The following is an 18,937-nucleotide window of genomic DNA, read 5'->3' on the forward strand; positions in this document are numbered from 1 at the left end:
TTTTAGGAAGAGGCTTTCAATGAAATTTTTAAAAGACTTAAGACCCGGCGACAGAATAGCAGATATCTACATGTGCAAACACAAGTTAAGTGCCACCACGAAGAACGGAAAAGAGTATTTCTCCGTTACTCTTCAGGACAAAACAGGCACCGTGGATGCCAAGATCTGGGAGCCCAACAGTGAAGGAATCGACGACTTCGACGACGCAGACTATCTTGATATTTTCGGCGAAGTAACAAGTTTTAACGGCGCAATTCAGATCAACGTTAAACGTGCAAGAAAATGCCACGAAGGCGAGTACGATCCCGCGCTGTACCTTCCCGTATCATCTAAAGACAACGACGTAATGTACAAAGAACTACTCGGAATAATCGGAACCATTGAAAATCCTTATCTCAAGAAGCTCCTGGAAGAATTCTTTGTACAGGACGAGGATTTTATAAACAAGTTCCGCAAATCAAGCGCAGCAAAAACTGTTCACCACGGCTTTATCGGCGGACTTTTGGAGCACACTCTCAGCGTAACAAAACTTTGCGATTACTACTGCAAGTCTTATCCCGTTCTTAAAAGGGACCTGCTCCTTACTGCAGCAATGTGCCACGATATCGGTAAAACAAGAGAGCTTAGCCTTTTCCCCACAAACGATTACACGGATGAAGGTCAGTTCCTTGGACATATCGTTATCGGTGCCGAGATGATAAACGATAAGGTGAAAAACATTAATGGCTTCCCCACTCTCTTAAAGCAGGAGATCATACACTGCATTCTTGCTCACCACGGGGAATACGAGTACGGTTCACCCAAGAAGCCTTCAATTATCGAGGCTGTAGCGCTCAACCTTGCAGATAATACCGACGCCAAGATGGAGACATTCACAGAAATCCTGAACAACATAACAGAGCCCGGTTGGCAGGGATACAATAAGTTATTTGAAACAAATCTTTATGATTCGAAATTAGATATCTGATCATGATAGAGCAAAACCCCGAAGGAACCTTCCTTCGGGGTATTTTTTTATAATCTTGATATAAAGTTTTCAAGTCTCTCCATTGCAGCCTTAAGATTCTCCAGCGAATATGCATATGATATTCTGATATATCCTTCTCCGCAGTCACCAAAAGCTGTTCCGGGAACAACCGCAAGCTTCTCTTCTTTGAGTAGTCTCGTACAGAAGTCATCACTTGTCATTCCAAATTTCTTAATGCAAGGGAACACATAAAATGCTCCATATGGCTCAAAACAAGGAAGTCCGATGCGCTTAAACTCGTTAAGAAGATATCTTCTTCTGTGGTTGTACTGCTCACGCATCATCTTAACATCATCATCGCCGTTTTTGAGTGCCTCTACAGCAGCATACTGGCTGGTTGTCGGAGCACACATGATTGCGAACTGATGAATCTTGACCATCTGCGCCATGATTTCTTCAGGTCCGCAAGCGTATCCAAGTCTCCAACCGGTCATGGCATATGCCTTAGAGAAACCGTTTATCAAAATAGTTCTCTCTTTCATTCCGGGAAGTGAAACAATAGATACATGCTTTCCCTTGTATGTAAGTTCTCCGTATATTTCGTCGGAAATGATATAAAGATCTTTTTCTCTTACAACTTCTGCGATCTTTTCAAGATCCTCTTTTTCCATAACCGCACCTGTCGGGTTATTTGGGAATGGAAGCACCAGAATCTTGGTCTTATCCGTTACCTTCTCAAGAACTTCTTCCGCTGTAAGTCTGAACTCATTTTCTTCCTTAAGCTCTATTATAACAGGCTTTGCATCGGCAAGTATTGCGCAGGGCTCGTATGAAACATAGCTGGGCTGAGGAATGAGAACCTCATCTCCCGGATCTATCATTGCTCTAAGTGCAAGGTCGATTGCTTCAGATCCACCTACCGTTACAAAAATCTCTTTTATCGGATCATAGGTCACTCCCTGAGTTCTCTTGATATACTCAGAAATTTCCGTCCTAAGCTCCTTTAATCCGGAGTTGGAAGTATAGAATGTTCTTCCCTTCTCCAGTGAATAGATGCCCTCATCTCTTATATGCCAGGGTGTATCAAAATCAGGCTCTCCCACCCCCAGTGATATTGCCCCTTCTGTTTCCTGAACAATGTCAAAAAACTTTCTGATGCCCGAGGGCTTTATATCAACAATCTTCTTACCTATCGGATTTCTCATGGTGTTATCTTCTCCCTTGTGTCTTCGTACTTTCTGGTCAGTATTGTTCCGTGATCCTTGTATTTCTTGAGAATAAAGTGTGTCGCGGTACTGAGCACAGTATCAAGTGTAGCAAGCTTATTGTTTACAAAGCCCGCCACTTCCTGCAGAGTTTTGCCTTCAAGAATTACCATAAGGTCAAAACCTCCGCTCATGAGATAGACACTCTTAACTTCGGGATATTTGTATATTCTCTCAGCGATGCTATCAAAACCAAGGCCTCTCTGAGGTGTAACCTTAACTTCTATAAGGGCATTCACCTTATCAATGCTTGTCTTTGACCAGTCAACCATTGTATGATAACCGCAAATTACACCTTCGTCCTCAAGGGCTTTAAGCTCATTTGCGACTGTTATTTCTTCTGAACCGATAAGAACGCTAAGTTCCTTAACATCTATACGGCTGTTTTTCTCAATAATCGTTAAAATTTCTTCTCTGATGCTCATAACTTATCTCCATCCTCCTGTTATTCATCCCGATATATATAATACTACAAAAATCGGTTTCTGAGCATTTATCCCAGTATTTTATGTATCATATCGCATCCCGGCATATCCAGAAACCTTGATTCATCTGCATTTGTGATAATCTTGTCGTTTCCACTTTTTAAATATCCGACAACTTTCGCGGGTATTCCCTCTTTTTCCAGCTCTGCGACCAGTCTGTCACCATCTTCACACGCAAAAAGAAGTGCACCTCCCGACAAAAGCTGATATGGATTAATCTCATAAAACTCGCAGATTTCTACCGTTTCCTGTCGTATCGGAATACTTTTTAAATCCACGCAAAGTCCGGTTCCAGCACGCTCTGCGATATCCCAAAGTGAGGCGTATACTCCCCCGTTCGAAATATCGGTAACAGCAACTGCGCCGGACTTAATGGCGACTGCAGCCTCTTTCGCGACACTAAGATAATTTTTAAAATCAATCGCATCTCTGATAAATGGATCCGGGTATTTGACGCAGAGCTCATCATGTCCCTGCTGCGCCAACATTGCTGTTCCTTCAAGCCCTATCCACTTTGTAATAACAAGTGCCAGACCATCTTTAAGATTGTCATTCTTGCCTATATCAAAACCGGCATCCTTCGTAGTTCCTACGCAGTTTGCTGTTATAACAGGTCTTGTAACTGCACTTGTCACCTCTGTGTGTCCACCCGCATAGGTAACTCCATATTCATTGCATGCCGCTATTATGTCCCTTACGATTGCTTTTAACTGTTTTTCCTCAGTCTCCTCGGGAAGAAGAATTGACACTGTCACATGTGAAGGCTCGATTCCATGAATGACAATATTACCGATTGCTTTCATAGCCGCATAATAACCTGCACATGCGACATTTTCAGTAACCGGACATACTGCGGAGTAAACCTTCTCAGACTCAGAAAAAGCGCAGTCTGTCCCTACAGCTGCGCTAGTCTCTTTTCTATGTTCTGTTTTTATCAATTTCAACACGGATCTCTTAAGAGTATTCTCTGAAATTTTGCCTATCTTCATGCCTTCTCCGAGTATTGATCAGTTTTTTAGCCTTCGCTTAATACGCTCTTTTTCTTTTTCGTTCCTTCAGCTACAGGCTTATCATTTCTTGCTTCTGCACCATCAAGCTCTGATTCTGTAGTAGCAGTCTTCTTTTTATCAGAATCTGACTCTGTACTTACGCTTGCTGTTACAGACTTCTTCTTACCAAGCTCCTGTGCAACATTACGTACAGTCTTAATTTCTTTAGACTCCATTGCTAACTTAAGCTCATCAATATCTGCCTGTGTTGCACCCTTTGTTCCAACCATGATGATTCTGGGAACCATGTTGTATGTGCTTGTATTGATTATCTTAGTTGCGGATTCAACACCATCTTCCTCAACAACCTTGCAAAGCTGAGACTTATATCCAAGGTGAGCAGACTGCATTCCAACATAGCCAAGTGCCTGTGAAGGATCTGTCATGTACTTGTCTTCTGAAGCAGGTGTCTTATCAAGAATAATGCTCTTGTATGTAACTTTTCTTCCTGCAGGTCTGTTGTCATGTCCATAAATTGTGAATGTGACATGCTTATCAGGTGTGCAGACAGCCTCAATGTAAATAGGCGAATCTGTATTGTTTCTAAACTTGAAATCCTTACCGCCTGACTGCGCAATAGCAGCATCTGCAGAAGGCTCAACGTAAGACACGATCATTGAATGATTGTGTCTCTCTGTAACGTCAAGTTCTGCCAAAAGAACTGCGTTATAAAGAGTTGATGATACCTGACAGATACCACCACCGATACTCTCAACAACAAGACCGTTCAAGTATGAACCGGCCGGATAATAACCATTTTCCTCACTGAATGGTGTGATTGTATCAAGAACTGAAAGCTCCTGTCCGGGCTCAAGTCTGATTCCATCCAAACGGGCGCACGCATTTTCAATATTCGCACTTCTTGCGGCACCTGAATCTCTGTATCCTGTAGTGTATGTTCCGAGAACATCACTCATCTTCTGCAATTCATCTAAATTTTTGAAAGCATCAACAGTCTTTACTGCAAGCTCAACCTCATTGTTTTCAGGAGTCCATGAATTGGCAATAAAGTCCTTAATGATTGCTTTGGATTCATCAGAATTTACGATGTATGCTGTCATTCCTGATGTCTGCTTATCGCCTTCACCTTCCTTACGAGCCTGTTCTCTCTTATCCTTGTTGACCTTTTTAGCTTTTTCTTCTTTCTCTTTTTCCTTCTCAAGGTCTATCTTTTCCAGATTTTCATTGAATTCCGTATTACATTTACGGATTATCGTTGTAAGGGCTTCGTCATCAATACCATAATCGATATCGAACTTAACGGCATTCTCTTCAACATCCTTGCCTTCTTTGTATCTCTCTACTACGTTGCCTTCGTGTCCAACAGCATACGCATCCTTGACAACATCAGGGTTTCCCCATGATATTCCCAAATCTGAGCCCTTAACCGGAATCTTTTTTCCGTTTCCACCTGTGAGAATCAATTCACCATCAACTACTTCTTTTACCTTGCTGGCAACAGCCTCCTTAGCTTCTTCGATCGTCATCCCAGACGCATCGATGTCCCCGATCATTACGCCCTTTGCTATCGTGTTGCTTGCAGCCGAAACCTGTTCCACCGGAATAGCTGCTAAAGTAAGTACCGAAAGAGCGAGTCCGCAAAAAAATCTCTTCATAATACTTCCACTTCCTACTTTCCTTTTGTCCTAATTTGTCCTATAAGCGTTATTTTGTGCTAAAATTGTACGTGAAAAACTATCAAATGTGTTTATGGAAGGTAATTATAGATGAAATTTCCCTTTTTAGCAAGTATTATTATTGTCGCATTTTTTTTTAATGTTAGCATGCGTCGAGTTAGCAGGAAAGAAGAGGCTCGCGAGATGAGCTTCTGGGAAAAAGAACGAAAATCCAACAATGTCAGAAGAAAAAGTCTCGAAAATCTCGATTATATCTGCATTCCCGTAGACGTTCTTCCGTTCGGAACATCCGGAAGCAACAAAGAACTTGAAAATTCTGAACAAAATGTGCTCGCATTGAAGGATGAAAAGATTGTCAATCTCACGGGAATCACCAACACCGATCTAAAGTTGGAGTACGGAACCGCCAATATTACTGAGCTTTCGCTCTACGATCAAAACTATACCGCTCTTGTTCGCGCACTTCAAAACTGGGGCAAAGCACTTTACGATGCAGGCCGCTACGAGGACGCTGCCAAAGTTCTTGAGTTTGCCGTAAAAACCAGATCGGATATCACTGCAACCTATAAACTTCTGATCGACATGTACAAGACAAAATTATTTCTTAGTGCTCCCGAGATTGAAAAGAAGATTAATTCATTAATTCCTATAGCAGATAATCTTAACTCACTTAGCAGACTAACAATTCTTAAGCTTCTCGGATGTGATGTGACAACCGATAAAAAACATGCTTCTGCTCATAAGATTAATGCCACTTAATAGATTGCAAAATAATATGTTTTTAAAACACTATATTAATAGGAAGAAACTCATTCAATTTTGACTCCTTTTCATTAATATTAGCATTAGAAAAATTATTTTAATCGCCATCAGATTAAACATTTTCAACGACTAATATAATCCTTGCGAATCAAAAAAGCATCTTTTCAGATCTGTTTGATAAAAATCTGAAAAGATGCTTTTCTATTTTTTATATTTTGCGGAATAACGTTAATCTAAATTTCGACTAATTTTTAGCTGCCTGAAGTAGTTTATCTTTTAACTGATTTTCAATTTGTGTAAGCTCAGCTTCGGCTTCTCGACGCTTTTCTTTTCCTTCTGTTTGAATTTTAAGAACCTCATCGAGTGTAGAAATAAGAGATTCGTTTGTATGTTTTAATGTATCAATATCCACGATTCCGCGTTCGGCTTCTTTCGCACTCTCAATTGTAGCAACCTTAAGTGCATCAGCATTCTTCTTTAAAAGCTTGTTCGTCATATCGTTAACTTCTCTTTCAGCCTTTGCAGCCTGTGTTGAATGCTCTATACCGATTGCGATTACCATCTGATTCTTCCAAAGAGGGATTGTATTTACGATGGTTGACTGGATTTTCTCAGCCATAACGGTATTTGAACTCTGTACCATTCTGATCTGAGGACCTGTCTGCATTGCAATTGTCCTTGTAAGTTCAAGATCGTAGATTTTTTTCTCAAATCTATCGCAAAGACTTGCAAAATCCTTCGCTTTTTCAGCATCTTCGGGAAGTCCCGATTCTGCTGCTTTTTTCTGAAGATCTACAAGTGTAGTGTTTCTCTCTTCTTCAAGTTTCTTCTTTCCAGCAAGAATATACATAGAGAGCTCTTTGAAATAATTGAGATTGAGCTCATACATTCTGTCGAGAATCTCAACATCTTTCATAAGTGTAACCTGATGCTTCTCAAGCTCGTTACTTATGGTCTGAACGTTTGTCTCAACTTTGCTGTATTTAGCCTTGATTGCTTCGAACTTGTTGGCGCCTCTTTTAAACAACGCTTTAAGTCCCTTCTCATCTTCAGCTATCTCAAAGTCCTTGAGCTGTGTAACAAGGTCGGTGATCATTCCGCCTACTTCGCCCATATCCTTAGTTTTTACGTTATCAAGCGCTTTCTCGGAAAAATCTGCAAGTTTCTTCTGCGTTCCAACGCCGTAATTCATAATTCCCGATGAATTCGAAATATCTATCTGCTTGCTGAATTCTTCAACCTGCTTGAGTTCTTCGGCTGAAAGCTGCGCTTCCATAGCTACATTTCCGTTATCCTTAGCGTTTTCTTTGGGTTCTTCCTGCGTAGCCTGTGCTTCTTCCGCGCCAAAAGACAAAGTAGGTGCAGCAGGTGCTGCATCGAAATTAAATTCTTCGCTCATAAATCCTCCTTAAAATCATTACCCTAATTACTCTTTCATCTGCATGGCAACACCACTCTCGGTCAATCCGTCCTGTGCCATCATTGTTTTCATAACTGAAATATCCGAAGAAATATCCCATGCCATATCCTGGAACATACTATCAAGAAGTTTCTCAAATGCCATATTTATGGTATCCATTGCCTGGCTTATTTCTTTCTTGGTCTGAACTATATTCTCCCCGGCATCAGGCTGCTTATCAAGTTCAACATAAGCAGAAAGAAGTTTTCTGGTGGTAGGAAGATAATAATTCATCAATTTGTGAAGATCGTCCGCGCTCTGGTTGTCTTTTTTAACCTGAGCAAAAATCCTGTTCATGATTTCTTCCAAACGATACAACTTATCGGACATCTCCTCGGTATCTGGAATAACATCATTTATCTTTCTTACAAATTTAATATAGTCATCGCCTTCTTCCAGAATACTTCTGACTTCAGACGTCATGCCTTCGAGGTCTGCTTTCTTTGCCGCATCTTTTTCAAGTGCTCTCTTTTCTCTTTCGAGTTTGTCCTGTTCTGCACCGATATAGAGATTATATGCATTATCGGTGATCATCAGATTTTTCTCTTTGGCATCAAATCTGGCTCTGGGAAGGAACCCTGCTTTTATCATCTCTTTAAGTTCCCTGACAACCTCTTTATCTGTCTTAAGCAACTTTGCAGCAAGTTTACTTATCTCAAAATACTCCACATCTCCGACGAGTTGTCCGTATTCATAAAATTTCTTGGTGAGACTAAGCTTTTTGGCCCCTTTAAAAACCTGATAAACACAAAATAATAAAAGAAAAGCCGGAAGTACAGCAACAGGATGCGCACCTGCGGCAAGTAACACGGCAAGTGACACCGGCATCAGGCATACCGTGCCGATACTTCCAAATAATATCGAACCGGTTCCGTTATATCTGGAAACTCTTTTCATTAAAAAAGGTATCTGCTTTAACGGTCTGGCCTGTGTATAAGGTACATAGCCGGTCTTTCGCTCATAGTTATACCCATATTTCTGTCCGCCGGGTCTATTCTGTCTTCCGCTCGCATAAGTTGTTTTTCTGTCTATAGATGTGACAGTAACCGCCTTTACCGTATTTGCTATGTCGGAAGCAAGCTTACTGTAGTCATTCTTTTCAATCGCTATTGAGACATCTCGCAAAATATCTTTGCCCATGTCCGCAAGCTCATCGGGTAAATTCTTTGCCATCTGTTCCTCCATACGCCCAATACTTTTTATCTGATAACTATCAAAATAAAAAACAAGCGTACATATAATTTTACAGTATTATATCACAAAAGACAATTTCTCAAAAATACGTCAAAATGGGTTCCCGAAGAATCGGTCAACTCTCCGGAAACCCACTGTTTATAGCACTTATTCCTTTTTTACTTTACGGGAAGTTCAACTTTATCAAGCTTCCAAACTTCGTCTACATACTCCTGAATAGTTCTGTCAGATGAAAACTTTCCGCAGCATGCGGTGTTCAAAAGAGCCATCCTTGCCCAGCGCTTCTTATCAGCATATGCTTCCGATATTCTTCTCTGCGCCTCAAGGTATGCCTCGAAATCCTTCAAAATAAAGTATTGGTCGGCCTTCGAAGAATTATTTGTATTAAGAAGGCAGTTATAAAGCGGTCTAAAGAGCTCTTTATTCTTTGAGAACGTTCCGTCAACCAGCATATTAAGAACAGTCTTTACGTTAGGATTGTTATTGTAAATGTCCATGGGATTATAGCCGCCGTTTTTCTCATAGTCCATTACTTCCTGAGAAGAAAGGCCGAAAATAAAGGCATTCTCTTCACCCACTTCATTTACAATCTCGACATTGGCACCATCCATGGTTCCAAGTGTAACGGCTCCGTTGAGCATCATCTTCATGTTTCCCGTTCCTGAAGCTTCTTTACTTGCTGTTGAGATCTGCTCGGAAACATCCGCTGCCGCAAAGATAAGTTCAGCGTTTGATACCCTGTAATCCTCGATAAATACAACCTTTATCTTGCCTCCGATAGAAGCATCTTTGTTGATGACATCCGCCACTGAATTAATTAACTTAATTGTTAGCTTAGCAGTTAAGTAACCCGCAGCGGCCTTTGCTCCGAAGATATATGTCTTGGGATAAAAGTCTTTATTCGGATGGCTCTTGATGTCATGATACTTATACATAACCTGCAGAATATTAAGGAGCTGTCTCTTATATTCATGAAGCCTTTTTACCTGAACATCAAATATGGAATTGGGATCAACTTCTATGTTGTTATGCTCAAGAATATATTTCGCCAAACGCTCTTTATTCTTGTGCTTGATCTCCATAAACTCAGCCTGTGCCTTCTTGTCATCCACATAGCTTTTTAGCTTGTCCATCTGAGAAAGATCTGTTACCCAGCCGTCTCCTATCTTCGCTGTGATCCAATCGGCCAAAAGAGGGTTCGCGTGAAGAAGGAACCTTCTCTGAGTAATTCCGTTTGTTTTATTATTAAACTTCTCAGGCATCATCTCATAGAAATCCTTAAGCTCTCTCTTCTTAAGAATCTCGGTATGAAGCTGAGCAACGCCGTTTACAGAATGTCCTCCGACAATCGCAAGGTGCGCCATTTTTACCTGATTGTCATAGAGAATTGCCATGCTCCTTATCTTGGACTGAACATCCATTCCCGGAGAATTTGTGTACTGTCTCATTATCTGATCCACAAATCTTCTGTTTATCTCATCAACAATCTGATATATTCTGGGCAAAAGTCTCTGGAACAAATCAACCGGCCATTTTTCCAGCGCTTCTGACATTATGGTGTGGTTCGTATAGCAACATGTCTTAACAGTTACTTCCCACGCCTCATCCCAGGTGAGATAATACTCGTCCATAAGAAGACGCATAAGTTCGGCAACCGCAACAGTCGGATGTGTATCGTTAAGCTGGAATACTGCTTTTGTGTAGAATTTCTTGATATTGTCATGATCCTTTAGGTATCTCTTAAGCGCAGTCTGCACCGATGCGGATATAAAGAAATACTGCTGTTTTAATCTGAGCTCTTTTCCCGCGATATGATTGTCGTTCGGGTAAAGAACTTCGCAAAGCTGGCTTGCAAGGTTCTCCTGCTCTACAGCTTTCTGATAATCGCCCTTATCAAAAGAATCAAGCTGGAAGCACTGTATCGGCTCCGCATCCCATATTCTCAAGGTGTTGACCATACCGTTTCCGTATCCGAGGATAGGAAGATCGTACGGAATTGCTCTTACAACCTGATATCCTTCCTGTTTAAATACTGTCCTTCCGGTATCATCGGTATAGACATTTACATATCCGCCAAACTTAACCTCTTTGGCATATTCACTTCTTCTAAGTTCAAAGGGATTTCCGTTTTCAAGCCATGCATCAGGTACTTCGACCTGATATCCGTCGCGGATTGTCTGCTTGAACATTCCGTACTTATAGCGGATTCCGCAACCGTAAGCCATATACCCAAGAGTTGCCAAAGAATCGAGGAAACATGCCGCAAGTCTTCCAAGACCACCGTTTCCAAGCGCGGGATCGGGTTCCTGGTCCTCTACGACATTAACGTCTATTCCAAGCTCATCCAAAGCCTCTTTTACCGCTTTATAAGCCTGAAGATTTATAAGATTGTTCCCAAATGCCCTACCCATGAGAAATTCCATGGACATATAGTAAACTATCTTAGGATCCTGCTCTGCCGCAGCTTTCTGAGTGGTCATCCAGTGATCTATAATGGCATCTTTTATTGCATACGCCGAAGCCTGGTATACCTCCTGCGGAGTAGCCTCTTCCATTGTTTTCCTGTAAAGAGTCTTCACATTATATAACACGCTTCGCACAAACAATTCTTTGTCAAAAGGTAATGTTTTCTTCTTCATGCTGCCTCCTAAAAAAATATTGCGATGATATTTTTCCTACCGAGACTGTTACGTTAATATTTTACCGCAAAACCGACTATTATTCCACTCATATAAAGGCACAAAAATAGCCTTAGAGAAATCTTGTTTCCCTAAGGCTATACGTTTTAACAATAATATATCAGACTTTCTCTACGCCGATAGTAACCTTCTCGCCGTTGATATCCCATTCTTTTGCATTTGCTACATCTTTGCCGAATACGATCTCATTAGCAAGAACCTTGGTTGCGATGCTGTCGTTATTATCCTTAACGATTGCTGCAAGCTTATCGTTTCCGTTAAGTGATACTTTGATGTGATCCATTACTTCAAAGCCGGAATCCTTACGCATTGTCTGGATCTTACTGATAACTTCAAGTACAAATCCTTCTTTGATAAGCTCTTCTGAAAGGTTTGTATCAAGAACAACAGTGATTCCCCAGTTCTCCTGAGAAATGAATCCTTCCTTCTGCGCGATCTCGATAAGGAGGTCATCCTTAACAAGCTCTACATCAACATCATTTACGTTGAACTTGATGCTTCCGTTTGTATTAAGCTCGTCCATTGTGGCATTACCGTCAAGCTTTTCAAGATATGCCTTGATCGCTCCGATATTCTTGCCGTACTTAGGTCCGAGTGTCTTAAGCTGAGGCTTGAAGCTGTAGCTTGTAAAGTCTCTTACATCATCTGTGAAAGATACTTCCTTAACATTGAGCTCTTCTCTGATTATCTCTTTGTAGAACTCGCCAACAGTCTCTTCTGCCTTAACATACATTGTTCCGATAGGCTGACGGTTCTTGATATTTGCTGCATTTCTTGCCGCACGTCCGAGAACTACGATATCAAGAACTTCTTCCATATCCTTCTCAAGCTTCTGATCGATGAATGACTCATCTACAGCAGGGAAGTCGCAGAGATGGATACTCTCCGGAGCATCAGCGAAGCTGTTTCTTACAAGATTCTGATAGATTTCCTCAGTCATGAAAGGAACCATCGGTGCTGCAGCCTTGCAGATTGTTACAAGTGCAGTGTAAAGAGTCATGTAAGCAGAAATCTTATCCTGTTCCATTCCCTTTGCCCAGAAACGCTCTCTGCTACGACGAACATACCAGTTGGACATCTCGTCGACAAAGTTATCAAGTGCCTTTCCTGCTTCAGGAATTCTATAGTTTTCAAGGTTCTCATCAACTGCTTTTACACAGCTGTTGAGCTTTGAAAGAAGCCATTTATCCATTACAGTGAGCTTATCAGGCTCAAGTTTGTAATTAGCTGCATCGAATCCGTCAATATTTGCATAAAGAACGAAGAATGCATATGTATTCCAAAGTGTTCCAAGGAACTTACGCTGTCCTTCCTGTACGGCATCACCTGAGAAACGGCTTGGAAGCCAAGGTGCGCTGTTTACATAGAAATACCATCTGATCGCATCTGCACCGTATTTTGCAAGTGCATCGAAAGGATCTACCGCATTACCCTTGGACTTACTCATCTTCTGTCCATTTTCATCCTGTACAAGTCCGAGAACTATAACGTTCTTAAACGCAGGCTTGTTGAAAAGAAGTGTTGCCTCAGCATGAAGTGAATAGAACCATCCTCTTGTCTGATCGACAGCTTCCGAAATGAACTGAGCAGGGAACTGCTTCTCAAAGAGTTCCTTGTTCTCAAATGGATAGTGGAGCTGAGCGAAAGGCATTGCTCCTGAATCGAACCAGCAGTCGATAACTTCTTTTACACGGTGCATTTTCTTGCCGCACTTAGGACAAGTAATCTCAAATTTATCAATATAAGGTCTGTGAAGTTCTGTAGTCTCAGCTGAAGGATCTCCGGAAAGCTCAGCGAGCTCTTTTCTTGAACCAACTGAAAGCTGGTGTCCGCAGTCATCACACTCCCAGATATTAAGAGGTGTTCCCCAATATCTGTCACGTGAGATACCCCAGTCCTGAATATTCTCAAGCCAGTCACCGAAACGTCCCTTACCGATTGACTCAGGAATCCAGTTGATCTCTTTGTTGTTGCGGATAAGGTCGTCCTTAACTTCTGTAACCTTGATGAACCAAGATGAACGAGCATAGTAAAGAAGGGGGGTTCCACATCTCCAGCAGTGAGGATAATCGTGCTCCATCTTAGGTGCAGCGAACAAAAGACCTCTCTTATCAAGATCTTTTAATACCTCGGGATCCGCACTTACAGCGCCCTCATCCATTTCTTTCTGAGTAGGCTTACATCTCATTCCGCCAAAAGGTGTCTCGGGTCTTAATTTTCCCTCTGAATCTACCATCTGTACAAGAGGAGCGTCATACTTACGTCCGACACGAGCATCGTCTTCACCGAATGCAGGAGCGATATGTACGATACCTGTACCGTCTGACATGGTTACGTATGTATCACAATAGATAAAGAATGCTTTCTTATGCTGTTTCTGAGCTTCGTCAGCCGCACACTGATACAAAGGCTCATACTCTTTGTACTCAAGGTCTGTTCCTACGTATGTTTCGAGAACTTCGTACGCCTTCTGACCTTCTTCTTTTACAAGAGAGCCAAGCACCTTATCTGCAAGTGCCTCGGCAAGATAATATACATTGCCGTCAACAGCCTTAACCTTGATATATTTCTCATCAGGGTTAACGCAAAGACCGATATTTGAAGGAAGTGTCCAAGGTGTTGTTGTCCATGCAAGGAAATAAGCATCCTCATCCTTTACCTTGAAACGAACTACCGCTGTACGCTCTTTCAAAAGCTTATAGCCCTGAGCAACCTCGTGTGATGAAAGAGGTGTTCCGCAACGGGGACAGTAAGGAACTACCTTGAAGCCCTTGTAAAGAAGACCTTTTTTCCATATCTCGTTAAGAGCCCACCACTCGGACTCGATGAAATTGTCATCATATGTGATGTAGGGGTGTTCCATATCAGCCCAGAAACCTACTGTGCCGGAGAAATCCTCCCACATTCCCTTATATTTCCATACGGATTCCTTACATTTCTGGATGAAAGGCTCCATTCCGTATTCTTCAATCTGCTCTTTTCCATCAAGATTAAGGAGTTTCTCAACTTCAAGCTCAACAGGAAGACCGTGTGTGTCCCAGCCTGCCTTACGAGGAACTGTATAACCCTTCATTGTACGGTATCTGGGAATCATATCCTTGATAGCACGTGTAAGAACGTGTCCGATATGAGGCTTTCCGTTAGCTGTCGGAGGGCCGTCATAGAACATATACATTTCACCCTTACTTCTGGTATCTACACTTTTTTTGAAAATGTCTTCTTTTTTCCAGAACTCTTCAATCTTCTTTTCTCTGCCGACAAAGTTCATGTCTGTTTCAACTTTGTTATACATTTGAAAACTCCTCTCTTTCAAATAAATAAGACCTCGTCCTTTTTTGTAAAAAGGACGAGGTCGTTAATTTACACTCGTTATACCACCTGTTTACACATACGCGCCAAGATCTGTCATACAACATCCCGGTTGAATACGCTCCCCGTTAACGCCGGGATACACGTCAAAATCTACTGTCATTTCGATTTCGCAGCTCAGAAGTGATTTTCTGTCAGTTCCTACTCGCACCGGTTCGCACCAACCACCGGCTCTCTGAAAGCTTTCAAATACTGCGTACTGTCTTCGTCATAGCTTTTTTATCTTCTTTAATAATGCATTATATTACTACTAATCTCCTAAATACGCAAGTCTGATTTTTAGCCTGCTAAGCTAACCAGATTATCATAAATAGCTAAGAAGCCTCTCAACATCGGCTGTCTCGGTAGCCCAATCTGTTGCGAATCTGATTACGGTATGATCTTCGTCGTATTTCTCCCAGAATCCGTATCTGACATTCTTGCTAAGCTCCTCCAATTTTTCATTGGAAACCACAACAAATTGCTGGTTTGTGGGAGAATCAAGGAATATCTTGTATCCTTTGCTCTTAAGACCTTCTTTTAACAGATCTGCCGCTTCGATAGCTTTTTTGCTGATATCAAAGTAGAGATTGTCAGTAAACAATGTGTCAAACTGAAGTCCAAGAAGCCATCCCTTTGCAAGAAGCGCACCGTGCTGCTTGATCACAGGAATCGGATGCTTCGTTGTTACGCCCTTGGTGAAAACAACCGCTTCGCCAAAGAGTGCGCCGACCTTAGTACCGCCGATATAGAAAACATCCGCATATTTTGCGATATCCTCTATAGTCACATCGGTTCTTTTGCTCATAAGACCGTATCCGAGCCTTGCTCCGTCTATAAAGAGCGGAATATTATACTTCTTGCAGACACTTGAGATACTCTCAAGTTCTTTTTTCGTATAAAGAGTTCCGTATTCTGTAGGATGCGAAATATAAACCGCTCCCGGAAATACCATGTGCTCATGGTTTGCGTCATCATAGAAATTTGAAATAAGCTTATCCACTTCGGCTGCGGACAACTTACCTATATCCGATCCGTATTTCTCAGTATCCTTCTCTTCTCCGCGTCCTGGAACCGTAAGTACCTTGTGTCCCGCATGCTCAATGGCGCCCGCCTCATGTGCCGCAATATGTCCGGTTTCAGCCGCAACGATTCCCTCATATGGCTGAAGGAGCATATCGATTATTGTCTGATTGGTCTGCGTTCCGCCTACAAGGAAAAAGACCTCTCCGTCAGGACATCCGCACACTTTCTTTATCTTCTCGGCAGCGCTCTTGCAGTACTCATCCGTGCCGTAACCGTCTATCTGCTCAAAATTTGTCTCCGTAAGGCGCTTTAAGATCTGCGGATGCGCGCCCTTTGTATAATCACTGGAAAATGAAATTCTATTATCCATACTCTTATCCTCTTTATGCTTTTATTAATCAAAAGAAACTGTGGAAAAATCTATTACTTCTTCCAAAGTCTTTGCAAACAGTTCAAGTCCTGCCTTGTCATCTTCGTTAAATCTGTTAAGGCTGGGGCTGTCTATATCAAGCACTCCCACAACCTTGCCATCTTTGTGAAGCGGTACAACAATCTCCGAATTGGACGCACTGTCACATGCGATATGTCCTGCAAATTCGTGAACATTCGCAACAAGCTGTGTCTCATCGTTTTCTGCCGCTGTTCCGCAAACACCCTTTCCAAGCCGGATTCTGATGCATGCAACTTTTCCCTGGAATGGCCCAAGTAAAAGAGATCCTTTATCCATAAGGTAAAAACCTGCCCAGTTCAGGTCTTCCATATTGCCATATAAAAGCGCTGAGGCATTGGACAACACCGGAATGAAATTAGGTTCATCTTCTGCCATAACTTTTATCTGTGCAGCAAGCAACTTGTAATCTGTCATGTATGATACTCCTTATACAAAATCATTTCGTTGTTTAACGAAAAAAGTGGATATGAACTTTTATCCATATCCACGATTCTAACACCATTTTATCTTGTGCACAATCTATTTTCGCAATGCTATTATACCCTTGTCCAAGCCTCGAATTCTTCATCCGTACACTTCACAAAATGAGTTCCGTCAACCAGATGTTCCGTTCCTTTGTTGTAGTCAAGTCCCGATGTCTTGTAGTCGTAACTTATTGCTTCACGATTCTTCTCAAGCTCAGGATTGGGAATAGGAATTGCCGATAAAAGACTCTTTGTATATGGATGAATCGGATTATTAAAAATTTCATCCGTTGTACCTGTCTCAAGAAGATGTCCCAAGTGCAAAACACCTATCCTGTCCGAAATATACTTAACCATTGAAAGATCATGTGCAATAAAAAGATATGCTGTTCCAAGCTCCTCCTGAATGTCCTTCATAAGGTTTACGACCTGTGCCTGAATGGAAACATCAAGTGCAGAAATACACTCATCGGCTATAACAAGCTTGGGATTCAAGATAAGAGCTCTTGCAATACCGACTCTCTGCCTCTGTCCGCCCGAAAACTGATGAGGATAGCGGTCCGCATGCTCCTTGGCAAGTCCAACCTTATTAAGGATTGCCTCTACTTTTTTATCCCTTTCCTCTTTGCTCTTGCAAACATGGTGGATATCAAGGGCTTCTCCGATGATATCTTTGATCTTCTTTCTGGGATTGAGCGAAGCCATCGGATCCTGGAAGATCATCTGCATCTGAACCCTTAAATTTTCCTTGGTCTCTTTGTTCATCTTTCCGGAAATATCCATTCCATCAAAAGTGATCTTACCGTCCGTCGGATCGTATAGTCTTATGATACTTCTGCCAATCGTAGATTTTCCCGATCCCGACTCACCGACAAGACCGTAAGTCTCGCCCGGATAAACCTTAAAGCTGACATTTTCCACAGCCTTAACCGTAAATGTCTTACTGACGGGAAAATACTGCCTAAGTCCCTCTACTTCAAGGAGAGGCGCTGCATTATAATTCGCTGCCATTTGCCTGTGCCTCCTTTTTCATTCTCTGAATTCTTGCCTTTAGTTCTGCCGGCATCTCAACCTTTGGTGCCCTCTCATCAAGGAGCCATGTTGCTGCAAAATGACTTTCTGTTATCTTGAACATAGGTGGCTCAAGCTTGTCGTCAATCTCCAGAGCATAAGCATTTCTTGGAGCAAAGGCATCACCCTCTTTTTCATGCAAAAGATTCGGTGGTGAACCCGGAATCGTATAAAGTCTGTCATCGTCAGTTCCAAGATCGGGCATAGCCGATAAAAGTCCCCAGGTATACGGATGTCTCGGATCGTAGAATATCTCATTGATCTTACCGACTTCTACAATCTTACCTGCATACATAACATTTACGTAATCCGCAACCTTAGCCACAACTCCGAGATCATGGGTAATATAGATAACCGCAATATCTCTTTCCTTCTGAACCTTTTTGATAAGTTCAAGAATCTTGGCCTGAATATTAACGTCAAGAGCTGTTGTAGGTTCGTCGCAGATAAGAAGATCTGGATTACATGAAAGAGCTATTGCTATAACCACTCGCTGTCTCATACCACCGGATAGCTGATGCGGATACTGTTTCATTCTCTTTTCTGCATCCTCAATACCGACTTCCTTTAAAAGCTCTACCGATCTTTTATATGCATCTGCTTTATCAAGCTTGTAATGCCAGATCATGCCTTCCATGATCTGCTTGCCGATAGTCATTGTAGGATCAAGGCTTGTCATCGGATCCTGAAATACCATTGCCATCCTTCGACCGTTGATATGCTTTCTGATCCACTTTTTGTCCTGCTTTAAAATATCTGCTTCTTTCCACTGCGCAGTCTCATCACTGTCAGGGTTATAATCAATCCCGCCTTTGTTATCGCGATATCTGTAGATGATCTCTCCCGAATTAACCTCGGCGTTCTTGGCAAGGATACCCATTGCAGCACGCATCGTTACAGATTTTCCCGAACCTGACTCCCCAACTATGGCAACAGTCTCGCCCTGATAAAGCTCTAAATTTACTCCGCGAATCGCATGTACTTTTCCCGCGGTAGTCTTAAAGGTGATGTCAAGATCTTTGACATCAAGTATTTTTTCTCTTCTATTATTTCCACTCAT

The 18,937-nt window shown here is 41.9% G+C and carries 14 protein-coding genes and 1 other annotated feature; of the genes, 2 read left to right on the forward strand and 12 right to left on the reverse strand.

Annotated elements, in window-relative coordinates; translation table 11 throughout:
* Positions 1-19: 19 nt before the first annotated feature.
* A complete protein-coding gene (locus DL92_RS0106830) occupies positions 20-967 on the forward strand; it encodes a 3'-5' exoribonuclease YhaM family protein (RefSeq protein WP_026667268.1) in 948 nt (315 codons plus the stop codon).
* Positions 968-1,014: 47 nt separating this feature from the next.
* Here the strand turns inward: DL92_RS0106830 and DL92_RS0106835 are convergent, their stop codons facing one another.
* The 4 genes from DL92_RS0106835 to DL92_RS0106850 form a co-directional block, all read right to left on the reverse strand.
* The gene (locus DL92_RS0106835; protein WP_026656381.1) at positions 1,015-2,172 is read right to left on the reverse strand and encodes a pyridoxal phosphate-dependent aminotransferase; all 1,158 of its coding nucleotides are present in this window, start codon (positions 2,170-2,172) and stop codon (positions 1,015-1,017) included.
* A complete protein-coding gene (locus DL92_RS0106840) occupies positions 2,169-2,651 on the reverse strand; it encodes an Lrp/AsnC family transcriptional regulator (RefSeq protein ID WP_026656380.1) in 483 nt (160 codons plus the stop codon). Before DL92_RS0106840 ends, DL92_RS0106835 begins: the two co-directional genes overlap by 4 nt.
* Positions 2,652-2,725: 74 nt before the next feature.
* Complete coding sequence (locus DL92_RS0106845) at positions 2,726-3,706, reverse strand: AIR synthase-related protein (protein ID WP_026667269.1); 981 nt, start codon at positions 3,704-3,706, stop codon at positions 2,726-2,728.
* A 26-nt stretch (positions 3,707-3,732) separates the two neighbouring features.
* Complete coding sequence (locus DL92_RS0106850) at positions 3,733-5,382, reverse strand: VanW family protein (protein WP_026656378.1); 1,650 nt, start codon at positions 5,380-5,382, stop codon at positions 3,733-3,735.
* Positions 5,383-5,586: 204 nt separating this feature from the next.
* On the opposite strand from DL92_RS0106850, the gene DL92_RS0106855 reads away from it, so the two are divergent.
* Positions 5,587-6,162, forward strand: coding sequence for a hypothetical protein (locus DL92_RS0106855; protein WP_026667270.1), 576 nt, complete (start codon positions 5,587-5,589; stop codon positions 6,160-6,162).
* Positions 6,163-6,409: 247 nt separating this feature from the next.
* On the opposite strand, the gene DL92_RS0106860 is transcribed toward DL92_RS0106855, so the two are convergent.
* The 8 genes from DL92_RS0106860 to DL92_RS0106895 all read right to left on the reverse strand — a co-directional run bounded on the left by DL92_RS0106860 (position 6,410) and on the right by DL92_RS0106895 (position 18,937).
* Entirely contained in the window at positions 6,410-7,564 is a 1,155-nt protein-coding gene (locus DL92_RS0106860) for a toxic anion resistance protein (RefSeq protein ID WP_026656376.1), read from the reverse strand.
* A 27-nt stretch (positions 7,565-7,591) separates the two neighbouring features.
* Entirely contained in the window at positions 7,592-8,797 is a 1,206-nt protein-coding gene (locus tag DL92_RS20160) for a 5-bromo-4-chloroindolyl phosphate hydrolysis family protein (RefSeq protein WP_051625250.1), read from the reverse strand.
* 179 nt (positions 8,798-8,976) lie between these two features.
* Positions 8,977-11,457 (reverse strand): glycogen/starch/alpha-glucan phosphorylase, encoded by a 2,481-nt coding sequence (locus DL92_RS0106870; protein ID WP_026667271.1) that lies wholly within the window; start codon positions 11,455-11,457, stop codon positions 8,977-8,979.
* Between the two features lie 160 nt (positions 11,458-11,617).
* Positions 11,618-14,809, reverse strand: a complete 3,192-nt coding sequence (gene ileS / locus DL92_RS0106875; RefSeq protein WP_026667272.1) for an isoleucine--tRNA ligase — start codon at positions 14,807-14,809, stop codon at positions 11,618-11,620.
* A gap of 47 nt (positions 14,810-14,856) precedes the next feature.
* Positions 14,857-15,107: a binding site (T-box leader), on the reverse strand.
* Between the two features lie 83 nt (positions 15,108-15,190).
* Positions 15,191-16,261, reverse strand: a complete 1,071-nt coding sequence (locus tag DL92_RS0106880; protein ID WP_026656373.1) for a threonine aldolase family protein — start codon at positions 16,259-16,261, stop codon at positions 15,191-15,193.
* A gap of 24 nt (positions 16,262-16,285) precedes the next feature.
* Positions 16,286-16,756 carry a GAF domain-containing protein gene (locus DL92_RS0106885; protein WP_026656372.1) on the reverse strand — a complete coding sequence of 157 codons (471 nt, stop codon included), beginning with the start codon at positions 16,754-16,756 and terminating at the stop codon, positions 16,286-16,288.
* Positions 16,757-16,878: 122 nt separating this feature from the next.
* Positions 16,879-17,817 (reverse strand): ABC transporter ATP-binding protein, encoded by a 939-nt coding sequence (locus DL92_RS0106890; RefSeq protein ID WP_026656371.1) that lies wholly within the window; start codon positions 17,815-17,817, stop codon positions 16,879-16,881.
* Positions 17,801-18,937 carry an ABC transporter ATP-binding protein gene (locus DL92_RS0106895; protein WP_026667273.1) on the reverse strand — a complete coding sequence of 379 codons (1,137 nt, stop codon included), beginning with the start codon at positions 18,935-18,937 and terminating at the stop codon, positions 17,801-17,803. Before DL92_RS0106895 ends, DL92_RS0106890 begins: the two co-directional genes overlap by 17 nt.

This window comes from Butyrivibrio sp. AE2005 (genome assembly GCF_000686965.1).
Classification (GTDB): domain Bacteria; phylum Bacillota; class Clostridia; order Lachnospirales; family Lachnospiraceae; genus Butyrivibrio; species Butyrivibrio hungatei_A.

What these genes read in the sequence shown, in the direction of transcription:
- DL92_RS0106885 (WP_026656372.1), bottom strand. Translation starts at nt 16,756, where the DNA reads ATGACAGATTACAAGTTGCTTGCTGCACAGATAAAAGTTATGGCAGAA.
- ileS (WP_026667272.1), bottom strand. Translation starts at nt 14,809, where the DNA reads ATGTATAACAAAGTTGAAACAGACATGAACTTTGTCGGCAGAGAAAAG.
- DL92_RS0106890 (WP_026656371.1), bottom strand. Translation starts at nt 17,817, where the DNA reads ATGGCAGCGAATTATAATGCAGCGCCTCTCCTTGAAGTAGAGGGACTT.
- DL92_RS0106870 (WP_026667271.1), bottom strand. Translation starts at nt 11,457, where the DNA reads ATGAAGAAGAAAACATTACCTTTTGACAAAGAATTGTTTGTGCGAAGC.
- DL92_RS0106855 (WP_026667270.1), top strand. Translation starts at nt 5,587, where the DNA reads ATGAGCTTCTGGGAAAAAGAACGAAAATCCAACAATGTCAGAAGAAAA.
- DL92_RS20160 (WP_051625250.1), bottom strand. Translation starts at nt 8,797, where the DNA reads ATGGCAAAGAATTTACCCGATGAGCTTGCGGACATGGGCAAAGATATT.
- DL92_RS0106895 (WP_026667273.1), bottom strand. Translation starts at nt 18,937, where the DNA reads ATGAGTGGAAATAATAGAAGAGAAAAAATACTTGATGTCAAAGATCTT.
- DL92_RS0106850 (WP_026656378.1), bottom strand. Translation starts at nt 5,382, where the DNA reads ATGAAGAGATTTTTTTGCGGACTCGCTCTTTCGGTACTTACTTTAGCA.
- DL92_RS0106860 (WP_026656376.1), bottom strand. Translation starts at nt 7,564, where the DNA reads ATGAGCGAAGAATTTAATTTCGATGCAGCACCTGCTGCACCTACTTTG.
- DL92_RS0106880 (WP_026656373.1), bottom strand. Translation starts at nt 16,261, where the DNA reads ATGGATAATAGAATTTCATTTTCCAGTGATTATACAAAGGGCGCGCAT.
- DL92_RS0106845 (WP_026667269.1), bottom strand. Translation starts at nt 3,706, where the DNA reads ATGAAGATAGGCAAAATTTCAGAGAATACTCTTAAGAGATCCGTGTTG.
- DL92_RS0106830 (WP_026667268.1), top strand. Translation starts at nt 20, where the DNA reads ATGAAATTTTTAAAAGACTTAAGACCCGGCGACAGAATAGCAGATATC.
- DL92_RS0106835 (WP_026656381.1), bottom strand. Translation starts at nt 2,172, where the DNA reads ATGAGAAATCCGATAGGTAAGAAGATTGTTGATATAAAGCCCTCGGGC.